We start from the raw sequence: 14,007 nt of genomic DNA on the forward strand, positions 1-14,007 counted from the left end.
ACAGCGCCACTACCCGAAGTCGCGCGGTTGAATCCCGCAGGACCGGGTGAACGGCCAAATCCACGCTTCCCGGTGGCAAGGCCCGCGTTACGCTGCCGACCGCGTCGTCCCGTCCACAGAATCGGTCATGAAGTTCCTGCGCCGGCTCGTGATCCTCGCCGTGGCCCTGACACTCGTCTCCTCGCCGCCCGCCTTCGCGATCGGCACCCCGAAGCTGCTCATCGGGCAGGATTTCCCGGACCCCGACATCGTCAAGACCGACTCCGGCTTCTTCGCCTTCTCCACGAGCACTGGTGCGGTGAAAGTGCCTTACGCGCACGCCCCGGCGGCGGAGGGGCCCTGGCGGGTGGCGGGTGACGCTCTCGCGGCCGTGCCGAAGTGGGCGAAACCCGACGGCGGGTTCTGGGCTCCCGACGTGGCCCGCCTTTCCGACGGAACGTTCGTGCTCTACTTCTCCGCGGCGGTGGCTCCCGGTGGGGAGATGTGCATCGGCGTCGCGACCGCCGCGAAGGCCGAAGGGCCGTACACACCCGCCGGAGACGGGCCGCTGATCTGTGTCCCCGGCGACGGCGGCGACATCGACCCGCAGACCTTCGTGGACTCGGACGGCTCGCGATATCTGCTCTACAAGAGCGACGGCGCGGCGGTCGGACCTCCGGCCGCGATCTGGTCCCAGAAACTGCGCGCCGACGGACGGACACCCGACGGCCCGCGGATCGAACTCCTGCGCGCCGACCTCGCGTCGGAGAACGCGGTGGTCGAGGCACCGGCGGTGGTGAAAACGCCGAGCCGGTACCTGCTGTTCTACTCCGCCGACACGTTCCAGAGTTCCGGCTACCACACGGGATATGCCTCCGCGCCCTCGTTGAGCGGGCCGTTCGTGAAGGCGGGCACGCCGTTCCTGTCCACCGATCTGCTCGGCGGCAAGGTCGACGCGCCGGGAGGCGCCGACGTCGTCGACGGATACATCCACTTCCACGGCTGGCTCGGGGGCGGCCGCACCGCCCGCGGGATGTACCAGCTGCCCATCGGCTTCCCGGGCGACGTACCCCAACTCGGCTGACAGGGTTTCGTCGCCGTCGTTCGGGTATCCGATGGGGAAGACCGACCGAAGGAGCACCGGCGATGACAGCCCAGCCGCCCGACCCGGAACCCGAGAAGACCCGCCGCGAACCAGGTGGTGGCGTCCGGCCGGGTGACACACCGCCCGACTCCGCTCAGACGTCCGGACTCTCGCATCCGCAACCGATGCCGTCCAAGGCGATGCCTGTCGCGTGGCTGATCCTCATCGGCGTGATCGTCGTCTTGGCGAGCGGGTTCGTCGTGGCGTTGGCGCTGGGGTGGCTCAAGCTCGGCTGACGGCCGCTATCAGCGCGCGGCGGCCAAGACCAGCTCGAGATAGTCGCGCGAAGCCCGCCGCCACGACTCCAGATCCAGCTTCTCGTTCGCCGCGTGCATCTCCCCGGGATCGCCCGGGCCCCAGATCACGATCGGCGCGCCGCCCACCGACCCGGCCAAAGCCGAGGCGTCCGTGAAATAACTGGCCGCGGGCGCGGGCGTCTGGCCGGAGAGAAGCTCGGGCAGCCGCGCCGTCCGGACGGCGGGCAGGTCGAGATCCACCTCCGCGGTGATGGCCGGATCGAGCGCGGAAGCCCAAGCGATCGACGGCGCTCCACCGTCCACAGTGCGCACATCCAGCGTCAGAACCGCCGACGCGGGCACGATGTTCGTCGCGGTCCCGCCTTCGAAGGTGCCGACGTTGACGGTTTCCTCGCCCAGGTAGTCGTCGGCGGCCAACGGGAGGGAATCGAGTGCGCCGAGGGCCCGGTCGGCGAGCAGCCGGATCGCGTTGCGGCCCAGTTGCGGCGTGGAGCCGTGGGCCGCCTTCCCCTCCGCGGCGAGCCGCAGCCAGGTGGCGCCGCGGTGGCCGAGCGAGACGCGGTTCCGGGTCGCTTCCGGCACCACGACGATCCGCGGCGTCAGCTCCAGCGACGCCGAGGCCTCGGTCGCGCCCCGGCAGCCGATCTCTTCGTCGCTGGTGATGAGGACCTGCGCGTGCGCACCGGCTTCCGCGGCGTTGCGCAACGCGGCCAAGGCGGCGACCAGCCCGCCCTTCATGTCGACGCTGCCGCGGCCGTGCAGGTATTCGTCGTCGATGTCCGCGGAGAACGGGGCGCGGTCCCACAGCGCGGGGGAGCCGACGGGAACGGTGTCGACATGGCACACGAACAACGGCCCGTCGCCGGATCCGGTGCCGACCAGTACCCACGGCCGCCCGGCGGTGGAGCGTCGCAACACGCGTACGCCCGGAGTGGCGGTGGCATAGGCGACGGCCAGTTCCTGCGCGGCGGCCTGTGCGGCGCTGTCGCCGGAAGTGGTGTCCTGGCGCACCAGATCGCGCAGCAACGCGAGGGTTTCGTCGGTCATGCGGGGTACTCCTGAGTCGATTCGCGGACGACGAGCCGCATGGAGAGCACGTGGTCGGCCGGGTCGCGGCCGGCCGCGAGACGGGTGATCTCGTCGACCGCCTTGCGGGCCATCTGCTCCGTCGGCTGCGCGACGGTGGTCAGCCGCGGCGACGTCCATTCGCCGAGCGTGATCCCGTCACAGCCGATCACCGAAAGGTCTTCCGGCACCGACACCCCGGCGCGGCGGGCGGCTTCGAGCAGGCCGACCGCGGCGATGTCGCTGGCGGTGAACACGGCCGTCGGCGCCGCACCGGTCCGCGCCATATGCGCGAAGAAGTTCATGCCGAACGCCGAGCTGAACGCGCCGCGCACGATCATCGCTTCGTCCGCCTCGATCCCGTGCGACTTCAGCGCGGCCCGGTAGCCCGCCTCGCGCTGGTCGGCCGTGCGCAGCCCGGCGGGCCCGCCGACATGGGCGATCCGCCGGTGGCCCTGGGAGAGCAGGTGGGTGGTCGCCTGGTAGGCGCCGCCGAAACTGTTCGCGGTGACATGCGCGATCCGCGGACCGGCCGCTTCGACGTACTCGTCGAGGAAGACCACCGGGAAATCGCCTGCCAAGCGGCTCGTGAATGCTTCGTTGGTGGTGTTCATCCCCAGGTAGATCAGCCCGCCCACGTCCGGCACCCGCATCAGGCGCTCGACGGCGGCTCGCTCCCGTGACGGCGAGGATCCGGTGAGCGCGGTGAGCACGTCGACGCCGTCCGTCGCGGCGGCGTCGACCACCGCGTCCGCCAGCGTGGAGAAGTACGGGTTGTCCAGCGACGGGACCACCAAACCGAGGCTGAGGCCGGTCACCTGTTTCCGTACGGGCGGATGCCCTTCGGCCGCCAGCGCGGCGTCGATGCGCCGGGCCGTCTCGGAGGCGACGTTGAGCTCCCCCTTGACGTACCTCGACACCGTCGACACGGCCACTCCGGCCTCTCGGGCCACCTTCGCCAGCGACATCCGGCTCCTCCCCGTTGAGCGTTGACGGCGACTGCGAACGCATCTTATATTGGCCGCGTTGCGCTACGTTGCGCAAATTACGCTAAGGCTTTTCGCTCGAAGGAGTCGTCGATGGTCAAGGTCCTGCTAGCCGGGGAGTCGTGGGTCAGTGCGACCATCGATCACAAGGGATACGACCCGTTCGCGCACACCCAGGTGGAGATCGGGTGCGAGCGGCTGCTGGCGGCGCTGGCGGCGGAAGGGGTCGAGGTGACTCACCTGCGTTCGCACGACGTGGCCGAGAAATTCCCGCAGACGCTGGAGGAACTGGACACCTACGACGTCGTCCTGCTCTCCGACATCGGCTCCAACACGCTGCTGCTGCATCCGGACACGTTCACCCGCGGCCGTCCGACGCCCAACCGGCTCAAACTGCTGCGCGACTGGGTCACGAACGGCGGCGGCCTGATGATGGCCGGCGGTTACCTGAGCTTCCAGGGCTTCGAGGGCAAGGCCAACTACCACCGGACGCCGATCGAGGAGATCCTGCCGGTCGACATCTACCCGTACGACGACCGCGTCGAGACGCCGGAGGGCGTGCGTGCCCAGGTCGTCCAGCCCGGGCACCCGGTGGTCTCCGGTCTCGACCAGGAGTGGCCGATCCTGCTGGGCTACCAGCACACCACGCTGAAGCCGGACGCGGAGCTGCTCGCCACCGTCGAGGGCGACGTCATGCTGGCCGCGCGCCGGGTCGGCCGCGGCCGCACCCTCGCGTTCACCTCGGACATCTCCCCGCACTGGGCTCCCGAGGAGTTCATGAGCTGGGACGGCTACGGCAAGCTCTTCGCGCAGGCGACGACCTGGCTCGCCGGTCGCGAAAACTGAGCCGCGCGCACTCGGGATCAAGGAGGATTCGATGAGTACGTCACCCACCGGCCGCGCGGCTTCGGTCGTCGTCTTGACGATCGCGACCGTCTTCGCCGGAATGCTCGGCCCGTTGCAGTCGCTCGTCAACGGACACCTCGGTACCGCGCTCGCCGATGGGCACGCCGCCGCGCTGGTGTCCTTCGGCACCGGCCTGGTGCTGATGCTGATCATCGTGCTGGCGCGCACCCGGACGCGCGACGCGTTCTTCCGGCTGCCCGGTCAGCTGGTGCGCGGGGAGATCCCGCGATGGAACTTCTTCGCCGGTCTGTGCGGCGCGGTGATCGTGCTCTCCGAGGGGGTCACGGTCGGTTTCCTCGGGGTGGCGATCTTCCAGACCTCGCTGATCTCCGGCATGGTCATCTCCGGCGTGGTGTGCGACCGCCTCGGCATCGGCGTGCCGTTCAAGCAGGCGATGAGCGCGCCGCGCGTGGCGGGGGCGATCCTCGCCATCTGCGCCACCGTGCTGGTGGTTTCCCCGAACTGGTCTGCCCCGCACATGATCGCGCTGGCGATCATGCCGTTCGTCGGTGGTCTGCTCGCCGGCTGGCAGCCCGCCGGCAACTCCGAGGTCGGCCTGCTGTCCGGCTCGATGTTCGCTTCCATCACCTGGAACTTCCTCATCGGCTTCGTGGCACTCGGTCTCGTGTACGTGGTGCGGATGGCGGTCTCGGGCGCGCACTTCGCGTTGCCTGGCACCTGGTGGATGTACTTCGGCGGGCCTCTCGGCCTCCTGTCGATCGCGTTGATGGCCTTGCTGGTGCGCGGTCTCGGGCTTTTGCTGCTGGGGCTGGCCTCCACGGCCGGTCAACTCATCGGCTCGCTGCTGCTCGAACTCGTCGCCCCCGCGGCGGGGTCCAGCCTCCACCTGGTCACCGTCATCGGCGCGTTCGTGGCCTTGGCGGCCGCGGCGATCGCGATGATCCCGTCCCGGCACACGGCCGAACCGGCGGTCCTCGCCCAGCCCGCCGAGGTGCGTCGTGGCTGAGGTGCGCGGCGTTCTCGGACCGGTCGACGCGGCGGAGCTCGGGCTGGTGCTGCCACACGAGCACCTCTTCAACGACCTGTCCTCCGCGGTCGCCGAACCCTCGTACGCCTCCACACGGCCGCTCGCCGAGGCGGAAGTGGGGCCGGGATGGCAGTTCCTGCTCCGCCAGGATCCCTACTGCTGCGCCGACAACGTGGCGGCGAAGGACCGGGTGAGCGTCGTGCGCGAGGTGACCGCGTTCGCCGCGGCGGGCGGCGGCACGCTGGTCGACGCGACGGGCAGCGCCGCGATCGGCCGGGATCCGCTCGCCCTGGCGGCGGTGGCCGAGGCCACCGGGGTCACCATCGTCATGGGCACCGGTGCGTACCTGGAGAAGTTCGAGGGGGAGCGCATCACCGCGGTCACCGTCGACGCGCAGACCGAGCGCATCCTCGCCGAGCTGGACGAGGGAGTCGGCGAGACGGGGATCCGGGCCGGTGTCATCGGCGAGGTCGGTGTTTCGCCGTTCTTCACCGACGGGGAGCGGGCTTCCCTGCGGGCGGCGGCGCTCGCGCAGGCGGAGCGGCCCTCCGTGGGGCTGAACATCCACATGCCGGGCTGGCAGCGTCGCGGGCACGAGGTACTCGACCTCGTACTGGAAGAATGCGGTGCGCTGCCGGGCAAAGTCGCGCTGGCGCACAGCGATCCGTCCGGTGAGGACCCGGGATATCAACGCGAGCTGCTCGAACGCGGTGTGCTGCTGGAGTTCGACATGATCGGCCTCGACATCTCGTTCCCCGGCGAAGGTGTCGCCCCGACGGTTTCCCAGACCGCTCGCGCCGTGGCGAGGTGGGTGCACGAGGGCTTCGGTGACCAGATCATGCTGTCGCACGACCTGTTCCTGAAGCAGATGTGGACGCACAACGGCGGGAACGGGCTCGTGTTCGTGCCGACGATCTTCGCCGACCTGCTCGAAGCCGAAGGCGTGCCCGCCGAAGCCGTGGCCCGGCTGATGCGAGACGTCCCGGCCCGATGGCTGACCGCATGACCCGCGCGATCGCGGTGGTCGCGTCGCTCAACGTCGATCACATCGTCCACGCGCCGCGTATCCCGGAGCCGGGGGAGACCCTGATGGGCTTTTCGGCGAGCCGGGAGCTGGGCGGGAAGGGCGGCAACCAAGCGGTCGCCGCCGCCCGGCTCGGCGCGGAAGTGGCCGTGATCGGCTGTGTCGGTCAGGACGAAGACGGCGACGAATACCTGGCAGCCCTGCTCGCCGAGGGCGCCGACGTGACCCACGTCCGCAGGTCCGCGCTGCCCACTGGGCGGGCGGCGATCACCGTCGACGCGGAGGGCGTCAACTCGATCGTCGTCGTGTCCGGGGCGAACGCCGACATCCCGGCGGCCGCGGCCGAAGCGGCGATCGATGAACTGCCGGGGCTTCGCGTCGTCGCGGGCCAGCTGGAGGCGGCGGCCGAAGCGACGGAACGCGCTTTCGCGGCCGCTCGCTCCCGTGGCGTGCTGACCGTGCTCAACACCGCGCCCGCCGACGACGTGGCCGGGAAACTGCTGCCGCTCAGCGACGTGGTGGTGGCGAACGAAATCGAGTTCCGGCAGCTCACCGGTCAGGATCCCTTCGACGCCAACGGTTTGCGGCGCGGCGGTGCCGAACTGATCGCCGCGGGATGCCGGTGGGTGATCGTGACGCTGGGCGCCGCGGGCTGTGCCGTCCTCGACGCGTCGTCGTCCACGCACGTCCCGGCCGTCGCGGTACGGGCGGTGGACACCACCGCCGCGGGCGATTCGTTCGTCGGAGCGCTCGCCGCCCGGCTCGCGCAAATCCCCGGTGAGCCGGCGACCTCGGACGTGGTGGCCGCTTGCGGTTTCGCGGCGAAAGTGGCCGCTGTCGTCGTGACGCGGCACGGAGCGCATCCTTCTCTGCCGACTTCGGCCGAGGTCGCCGGATTCTCTTGAGGGGTAAGTGGGCTGAAGGCTCCCTTCGCCGCATAAGACTCGGCGAAGGGAGCCTTCAGCCCACCATCGGACCCGACGAAAGATCAGCGCTGCCCGTGAATGGTCCGGTGGATCCACCCGGCGTAGGCGGGCACGCTGGTGTAGAGACCGGGACCGTTGGCGCACGGCACGTCGTCGTCACCGGGGCCGGACGTGACGCCGATCAGCTCCCAGCGGCCACCCCAGCCGCGCTGGACCTGCGGTCCGCCGGAGTCGCCCATGCACGCCATCGCGCCACGCTTGCGGCTCACCGTGCACAGCCGGGTCGAGTCCGCGTAACCGGGCGAGCATTCGGACACGGCGCCGATGCGGGTGTCGAGTTGCTGGAGCCGTTCGGGGAACACGACCTTTTCCAAGTCGGCGGTGTCGACCGTGGTGCCGAAGCCCATCAAGCGGGTCGGCGTGCCGGGGCGGCCGGGACGGTCGGCGATGCGGATGGGCCGTTCGGAGACCGGACGGTCCAGGCGCACCAGCGCGATGTCGTTCTTGTTCGGCGCGCCCGGCTGGTAGCCCGGGTGGCGGACCCAGCGGTCGATCGTGCGGACCGTACCGCCGGACGTCCGCCGCTCGCTGCCGATGCGCACGGTGCCCTCCGGCCTGGCCGGGTTGTTGTTCGGGTCGACGCAGTGTGCCGCGGTCACCACCCACTGTGGATGCACCAGCACCGCCCCGCAGACGCCCTTGGCGTTGTTCATTTCGGGCACGACCTCCGGGATCGAGGCCATGAATTCGTAGCGCTCGGTGGAGTTCTTGCCGTTCACCACGGCGCCGGCGCTGCCGGGCACCGCGATCGCGCAGAACACTCCCGCCAGCGTGACAGCGGCGGCACGGACCAGGTTGCGGCGTAGGGTCGCCACCTTCGACATGCTTTTCCTTTGTTCGAGGACTTCGGATCGATCAAGTCCAGCTTCGTCGTCCGTCGCGCCAGGGACCATCTGGCCAGCCCCCCGAAGCGCGGTGGTGGCGGCGTGACGCCGGCCGGTAGCGCTGGTACCACCTGTGGCTCGGAACGCGGTGCTAGCTTCTTGCTCGTGAGCCTTGATGGCGTCGAGCAGCGACCGTCCGATTCTCCCTACGTGGAGCGGATTTACCGTGCCGGTCAAGCCGCCGCGGGGCCGTCGCGGATGCGGTCCGTCGCGAACTCGAACTGGGAGCTCGTGGTGTGGCGCGACCGGGGCGAGACGCACGTGGCGGTGCGCGGCCCCGAGACGGGTCCCACGGTGCTGGATCTGGGCCAAGGACAGGGCGAAACGCTCGGGATCATCTTCCGCCACGGTGCGTACCTCGCGCCGATGCCGGTTTCGGGACTGGTCGACACCGCCGTGACGAGTTCGCACACCACGGCCCGTTCGTTCGTCCTGCAGGGCGAGGAGTGGGAAACCCCGGGCTACGACAACGCCGACGTCTTCGTCGATCGCCTGGTCCGTGCCGGATTGCTGATCCGCGACCCACTGGTCACCGACGTGCTCCGCGGCGAAGTGCCCACTTTGGTCACCCCGCGGTCGGTGCAGCGGCGGGTGGCCGCGGCGACCGGGCTGACCCAGGGCGCGATCCGGCAGATCGAGCGGGCGAGGCAGGCCGTGATGCTGCTGGGGCAGGGGATGACCGCGATCGAGGTCGTGCACCGGGTCGGCTATCACGACCAGCCGCATCTGGCCCGCTCGCTGACCCGGTTCACCGGACGCACGGCCACCCAGCTCAAGCGCGCGAGCGAAGACGAGGTGCTGTCGCTTCTGTACAAGACCGAGGTCGCGGTGCACCCGTAGGTTTCGTGGTGACACACGGACCTACTGGAGGACAAGTCATGGCCATCACGCAGATCTACGTCAACCTGCCGGTCGCCGACCTCGAAGCGAGCACGAAGATGTACACGGCGATGGGCGGCACGGTGAACCCGGATTTCAGCGGTGACACCTCGGTCCAGGTGGCGCTCGCCGACACGATCCTGGTGCAGCTGATGACGCGCGAGACGTTCGCGTCGTTCACCAAGCGACCCCTGACGGACGGTCCGATCGAGGTGATCAACGCGCTGGCCGCCGGGTCGCGCGAAGAGGTCGACGGTCTGGTCGAGGCGGCACTGGCCGCGGGCGCCACCGAACCGCGCGCGGCCCAGGACATGGGCTGGCTGTACAACCGGGCCATCGACGACCTGGACGGCCACAGCTGGGAACTGCTGGCTTACGACCCGACCGCCACGGGCGACGGGCAGAATTGACGACCATGACCGATGTCAGGCCGCTCGATACGGACGCGGCCACGTTCCTCGAGGTGGTCCGCTCCGGCGATCCCGCGCGGTTCGCGCTCGTCACGGAGCGCCATCGGCGTGAGCTGCAGGTGCACTGCTACCGGATGCTCGCGAACTACGAGGACGCCCAGGACCTGACGCAGGAGACGTTCCTGCGGGCGTGGCACAAGCGGGAGTCGTTCAAGGGCCACGCCGCGCTGCGGACCTGGCTCTACCGGATCGCGACGAACGCCTGCCTCGATTTCCTGGAGAAGCGCAAGGACCGCACCTTGGAGGACTCCGAGGTGCTGTACCTGCAGCCGTATCCCGACCGGATGCTCCCCGAGGATCCGCAGGAATCGGTGGTGGCGCGGGAGACGATCGAGCTGGCGTTCATCGTCGCCGTCCAGCACCTGCCGCCTCGGCAACGGGCGGTGTTCGTCCTGCGGGACGTCCTCGGCTGGCCGGCGTCGAAGACGGCCGACGTCCTCGAGCTGACCGTCGCGTCGGTGACGAGCGCCTTGCAGCGGGCGCGCGTGACGATGCGCGGGCGGCTGCCCGGCCGCCGTCTCGACTGGCGGGGCGCGGAGCTGTCGAAGGACGAACGTGGCGTGGTGAAGGCGTACATCGAGGCTCATGAGCGCAACGACCTCGACGGGCTGGCGGCCTTGCTGCGCGAAGACCTGCGCTTCGTGATGCTGCCCGAGGCGGGCACCACGACCACGACGGCCAAGGACGCGGTGGACGGCTGGGTCTCCGGCGGGCTCTTCCGGCGCGGCCACGACGACTGGCGCGGTATCACCACGACGGTCAACCGCATGCCGGCCGCCGCGCTGTACCTGCGTACCCCCGAAGACCCGGAACACCGGCTGTTCGCCATCGCGGTCCTGCGCGTCGCCGACGGGAAGATCGCCGAGCTCACCGGCTTCGACGCCGCCGACAAGCCCTGGCTGGGCCTGCCGCCGACCCTGTGATCGTCCAGGTCCGTCGTGTCGCGAAAGCCACTTTCGCAACCTTCAACGTTGCGAAAGTGGCTTTCGCGACACATCGGGCCCGACCCAGGTTCCCTCAGCGCCTAGTCTCGTAGCGGGTCAGCACCACGCCGCCGGGAAACGTCCGGGTCTCCGCCAAGGACAGGTTCACCCAGCCGTCCAGCGCGGTGAAGAACGGCGTGCCGCCGCCGACCAGGACCGGCACGGTGACCAGCACGTACTCGTCGATCAGCCCGGCCCGCATGGCCGCCCCGGCGAGGGTCGCGCCGCCGATGTCCATCGGGCCGCCGTCCCCGGCCTTGAGCCGGGTGATCTCGGTGACCGCGTCGCCGGTGACCAGTCGGGTGTTCCAGTCGACCGCGTCGATCGTCGAGGAGAACACCACCTTCGGCATGTCGCGCCAGCGGCGGGCGTACTCGATTACCGCCGGGGTGGCGCCGGGCTGCCGGTCGGCGGTCGGCCAGTGGGAACTCATCGTGGTCCACAGCTTGCGCCCGTACAGCGCCAGGGTCGTCGCGGCGACCCGGTCGGACCACCACTGGAACAGCTCGTCGCCCGGTGACGAATCCGGTCCGTCGCCTCCGCTCCAGCCGAGGTCGTCGCCGGGCGCGGCGATGTAGCCGTCCAGGGTCACGTTCATGGCAAAGGTCAGTTTCCGCACGTCAGCCTCCAGTGAGTCGATCTCACCCGTACAGACGGTCGCGGTGCGGGAAACTGATCGGTCCGGTCGCGCTGAGCCGCGTTGTACCCGCTGAGGTACATGAAGGCCCCCTTCCTGTACGTAGGCGCAAGGAAGGGGGCCTTCAGGTACTTGGCACCTGGGCCGCCGTCAAAGGACGGCCGAACCCGCGACCCGCTCACGGACCTCGGCCGCCTCCGGCACCCCCATCTCGGTGAACGCGGCGTGCGCGGTCTTCCGGTGCCGCCGCGCGGCGACCGGATCACCGTCGGCGAACAACGCGTCGGCGAGTCCGCTTTGGGCCCTGGCCAGTTCGTAGCGGCTGTCCGCCGCGGTCGCCGATTCGATCGCCTGCCGCAGGCAGCGCACCGCTTCGCCTGCCCGCCCGGCGGAAAGCAGAGTGGCCGCCATGTCGGTGCTCGCGGCCAGGAATCCTTCCCGGCTGCCGAGCTCCGTGGCCAGCTCGATGGCCTGCCGGTGATGCGCCAGCGCCTCGTCGGTCCGCCCCGCGGCGACCAGCAGGACACCGAGGTGGTTGAGCACCTTGCCCTCGTCGGCCCGGTTGTGCGTCTGCCTCGCCACGTCGAGCGCCTGTTCGTAACAGGCCCAGGCGTCGGCGTCCTTTCCCAGATACCAGAACGTGGTGCCGAGACCGTCGAGCGTGCGGCATTCACAGAGGCGGTCACCGCTCGCCCTGGTCGCGTCGAGGGCCTGGGAAAGATGATCGACCGCGGCGGAATGATTTCCCAGCCGCATTTCGGCGATGCCGATATTGCACAACTGCCGTGCCCGGAACGACTCGTTGTTCTTCGCGACGGCGAATTCCATGGCGCGCCGGAAACAGGGCAGCGCGGCGCGGAAATCACCGAGACCGGCCAACAACAGGCCGACGTTCCCCGAGAGGTTGACGACGTAATCGGATTCACCGGCGGCGTCGAACTCTTCGATCGCCTCCTGCAGGACGGCGAGTGATTCGGCGGTGTCCCCCCGTTGCCAATGGGTCATGGCGAGCCCGTTCAGCACGTGCCCCCGGGTGACCCCGGTGGCGACCCGCGCGGCGTCGCCGAACAGGGCGAGCGCGTCGCTCACGTGCACGCGGGCCTCGAAATAGCTCGTCATCACGCACGCGAGGCGCGTCACGTGCTCGTCACGTCCTTCGCTCAACGCCCAGCCGGACGCGACGATCAGGTTGACCCGTTCGGCGTCCAGCCAGGCCATCGCCTCGTCCGCCCCGTCGAACACGAGGGCCTGTGCCGCGGGGGTGGGCAGGTCCTGCCACCGCTCCGCTTCATGCGGGTAACACGTGACGAGCGCGGCGCGGGTGGTGGCCAGCTGGAAGTCGAGCAGCCGTCCCACCGCGGCCCGGCGAACGCGGGCCTGGACGCTCTCCCGGACGCGTTTCTCGGCGAACACCCGGACCAGGTCGTGCAGTTCGAACCGGGACCCGCGGGCGGTGACCATGTTGGCCGCCACCAGATCGTCGAGTTGCCGCCGGACGACGTCGATCCCGGCGCCGGCCAGCGCCGCCGCCGCGTGGTCGTCGAAATCGCGTCCCGGGTACATCGCGAGCAGGCCGAGCAATACCCGGTCCGGCTCGGCCAGCTCGTCGTACGACGTGCGCAACGCGACTTCGACCCCGTCGTCCAGCCGCAGCATGGTCCGCAGATCGGCGAGGCGGTCCCGATGGTCGGCCATCGTCCACTCGTCCGAGGCGGCCAGCCGCCGGGTCACCAGCGCGAGGGCCAGCGGTAACCGGCCGACCAGTTCGATGATGTCGGCCGCTTCGCCCCGCTCCGCGTCGACACGTTCGTCGCCGATCCCGTCGCGGAGCAACTCGACCGATTCTTCCGGTGTGAACACGTCGAGTGCCACGTGCCGGGCCTCGGTCAGCTCGACCAGGCGGCGCCTGCTGGTGACCAGCACCAGACAGGACGGAACGGCGGGCAGCAACGGCAGCACCTGGTCGACCGACGCCGCGTTGTCCAGCAGGATCAGCGCGCGCCGTCCGTCGAGCAGCCGCCGGAACAGCGCGCTCCGGCCGGCGAGGGTGAGACAGCCGATCTCGCTGCCGGACGCCCCGAGCCGGCGCAGGAAACCTTCGAGCACCGCGGCCGGGTCGGCGGCCGGACGATCCGCGTCGAAGCCGCGCAGATTCACCACCAGCCGCACGTCGGCGAACCGGCCCTGCTCGCCCCAGAGCCGCGCGACCTCGACGGCGAACCGGGTCTTGCCGACCCCGGCCATTCCGGAGATCGCCCACACACCGGCGTCCTCCGGCTCGGCCTCCAGCACCTGGCGCAGCTGTGCTTGCCTGCCGACGAACCGGCCGGTCCCGGCGGGAAGGTGATCGGCCACGCTGATCACGGCCGCCTCGGTGGCGTCTCCGGTGATCACCCGGTGCGCCTGCCGCCATTCCGCGGCGACGTCCATGCCGAGCAACACGGCCGCGATGTCGACGACCAGTTCGACGTCCAGCCGTTTGCGCCCGGGCAGCAAGCACCGATAGACGGTGTTGTAGGCGGGAAGGTCGGCCGTCCCGCGGGCCGTGCGCAGGCGCCGCACCCGCCGGTGCAGTTCCCGGTGGGTCAGCCCCGCCCAGGCCAAGGCCTGCCTCAGCCGCTGGGAGAGCTCGTCGTACGACCGAGCTCCGACCGGACTCGGGCGCTGTTCCTCCGTCACGGGAACCCCCTGGACACGCGAACCGAATGCCGGTCGACCCTAGTCGAGGAGCAACGGCGATGGGCCGGATCGGCGAACTCGATGGCCGGCGATCTCTTCCATTCGGACAGTGCCGATCGACCATACGGACTACCCTTCCC

General features: G+C 70.1%; 14 protein-coding genes. 9 read left to right on the forward strand and 5 right to left on the reverse strand.

Annotated features, from left to right (window positions below):
• The first annotated feature begins 127 nt into the window (after positions 1–127).
• Both AB8M46_RS30750 and AB8M46_RS30755 read left to right on the forward strand, forming a co-directional pair.
• Positions 128–1,063: a glycoside hydrolase family 43 protein gene (locus tag AB8M46_RS30750; RefSeq protein WP_378421087.1), complete on the forward strand. Its 936-nt coding sequence runs from the start codon at positions 128–130 to the stop codon at positions 1,061–1,063.
• Between the two features lie 62 nt (positions 1,064–1,125).
• Positions 1,126–1,359: a DUF6480 family protein gene (locus AB8M46_RS30755; protein WP_037345055.1), complete on the forward strand. Its 234-nt coding sequence runs from the start codon at positions 1,126–1,128 to the stop codon at positions 1,357–1,359.
• A gap of 9 nt (positions 1,360–1,368) precedes the next feature.
• Here the strand turns inward: AB8M46_RS30755 and AB8M46_RS30760 are convergent, their stop codons facing one another.
• Both AB8M46_RS30760 and AB8M46_RS30765 read right to left on the reverse strand, forming a co-directional pair.
• Complete coding sequence (locus tag AB8M46_RS30760; protein ID WP_394362477.1) at positions 1,369–2,427, reverse strand: M20 family metallopeptidase; 1,059 nt, start codon at positions 2,425–2,427, stop codon at positions 1,369–1,371.
• A complete protein-coding gene (locus AB8M46_RS30765; protein ID WP_125735176.1) occupies positions 2,424–3,413 on the reverse strand; it encodes a LacI family DNA-binding transcriptional regulator in 990 nt (329 codons plus the stop codon). Before AB8M46_RS30765 ends, AB8M46_RS30760 begins: the two co-directional genes overlap by 4 nt.
• A gap of 111 nt (positions 3,414–3,524) precedes the next feature.
• On the opposite strand from AB8M46_RS30765, the gene AB8M46_RS30770 reads away from it, so the two are divergent.
• Genes AB8M46_RS30770 through AB8M46_RS30785 form a run of 4 tightly spaced genes read left to right on the forward strand, consistent with a single transcriptional unit; the run spans position 3,525 to position 7,254 of the window.
• Positions 3,525–4,277: a glutamine amidotransferase gene (locus AB8M46_RS30770; RefSeq protein WP_394362478.1), complete on the forward strand. Its 753-nt coding sequence runs from the start codon at positions 3,525–3,527 to the stop codon at positions 4,275–4,277.
• A 31-nt stretch (positions 4,278–4,308) separates the two neighbouring features.
• The gene (locus tag AB8M46_RS30775; RefSeq protein ID WP_394362479.1) at positions 4,309–5,304 is read left to right on the forward strand and encodes a DMT family transporter; all 996 of its coding nucleotides are present in this window, start codon (positions 4,309–4,311) and stop codon (positions 5,302–5,304) included.
• Entirely contained in the window at positions 5,297–6,331 is a 1,035-nt protein-coding gene (locus AB8M46_RS30780) for a phosphotriesterase (protein WP_394362480.1), read from the forward strand. Before AB8M46_RS30775 ends, AB8M46_RS30780 begins: the two co-directional genes overlap by 8 nt.
• Positions 6,328–7,254 (forward strand): ribokinase, encoded by a 927-nt coding sequence (locus AB8M46_RS30785; RefSeq protein WP_394362481.1) that lies wholly within the window; start codon positions 6,328–6,330, stop codon positions 7,252–7,254. Before AB8M46_RS30780 ends, AB8M46_RS30785 begins: the two co-directional genes overlap by 4 nt.
• An 83-nt stretch (positions 7,255–7,337) precedes the next feature.
• On the opposite strand, the gene AB8M46_RS30790 is transcribed toward AB8M46_RS30785, so the two are convergent.
• Positions 7,338–8,159 (reverse strand): S1 family peptidase, encoded by an 822-nt coding sequence (locus AB8M46_RS30790; RefSeq protein WP_394362482.1) that lies wholly within the window; start codon positions 8,157–8,159, stop codon positions 7,338–7,340.
• 210 nt (positions 8,160–8,369) lie between these two features.
• Between AB8M46_RS30790 and AB8M46_RS30795 the strand changes: the two genes are divergently transcribed.
• Genes AB8M46_RS30795 through AB8M46_RS30805 form a run of 3 tightly spaced genes read left to right on the forward strand, consistent with a single transcriptional unit; the run spans position 8,370 to position 10,491 of the window.
• A complete protein-coding gene (locus AB8M46_RS30795) occupies positions 8,370–9,059 on the forward strand; it encodes a helix-turn-helix domain-containing protein (RefSeq protein ID WP_394362483.1) in 690 nt (229 codons plus the stop codon).
• Between the two features lie 38 nt (positions 9,060–9,097).
• Entirely contained in the window at positions 9,098–9,508 is a 411-nt protein-coding gene (locus tag AB8M46_RS30800) for a VOC family protein (protein ID WP_394362484.1), read from the forward strand.
• Positions 9,509–9,513: 5 nt separating this feature from the next.
• Positions 9,514–10,491 carry an RNA polymerase subunit sigma-70 gene (locus AB8M46_RS30805; protein ID WP_394362485.1) on the forward strand — a complete coding sequence of 326 codons (978 nt, stop codon included), beginning with the start codon at positions 9,514–9,516 and terminating at the stop codon, positions 10,489–10,491.
• A gap of 94 nt (positions 10,492–10,585) precedes the next feature.
• On the opposite strand, the gene AB8M46_RS30810 is transcribed toward AB8M46_RS30805, so the two are convergent.
• Positions 10,586–11,170, reverse strand: a complete 585-nt coding sequence (locus tag AB8M46_RS30810; RefSeq protein ID WP_394362486.1) for a dihydrofolate reductase family protein — start codon at positions 11,168–11,170, stop codon at positions 10,586–10,588.
• A 168-nt stretch (positions 11,171–11,338) separates the two neighbouring features.
• A complete protein-coding gene (locus tag AB8M46_RS30815) occupies positions 11,339–13,867 on the reverse strand; it encodes a tetratricopeptide repeat protein (protein ID WP_394362487.1) in 2,529 nt (842 codons plus the stop codon).
• Positions 13,868–14,007 lie beyond the last annotated feature (140 nt).

This window comes from Amycolatopsis sp. SB7-3 (assembly GCF_041021335.1).
In the GTDB taxonomy this organism is placed as follows: domain Bacteria; phylum Actinomycetota; class Actinomycetes; order Mycobacteriales; family Pseudonocardiaceae; genus Amycolatopsis; species Amycolatopsis japonica.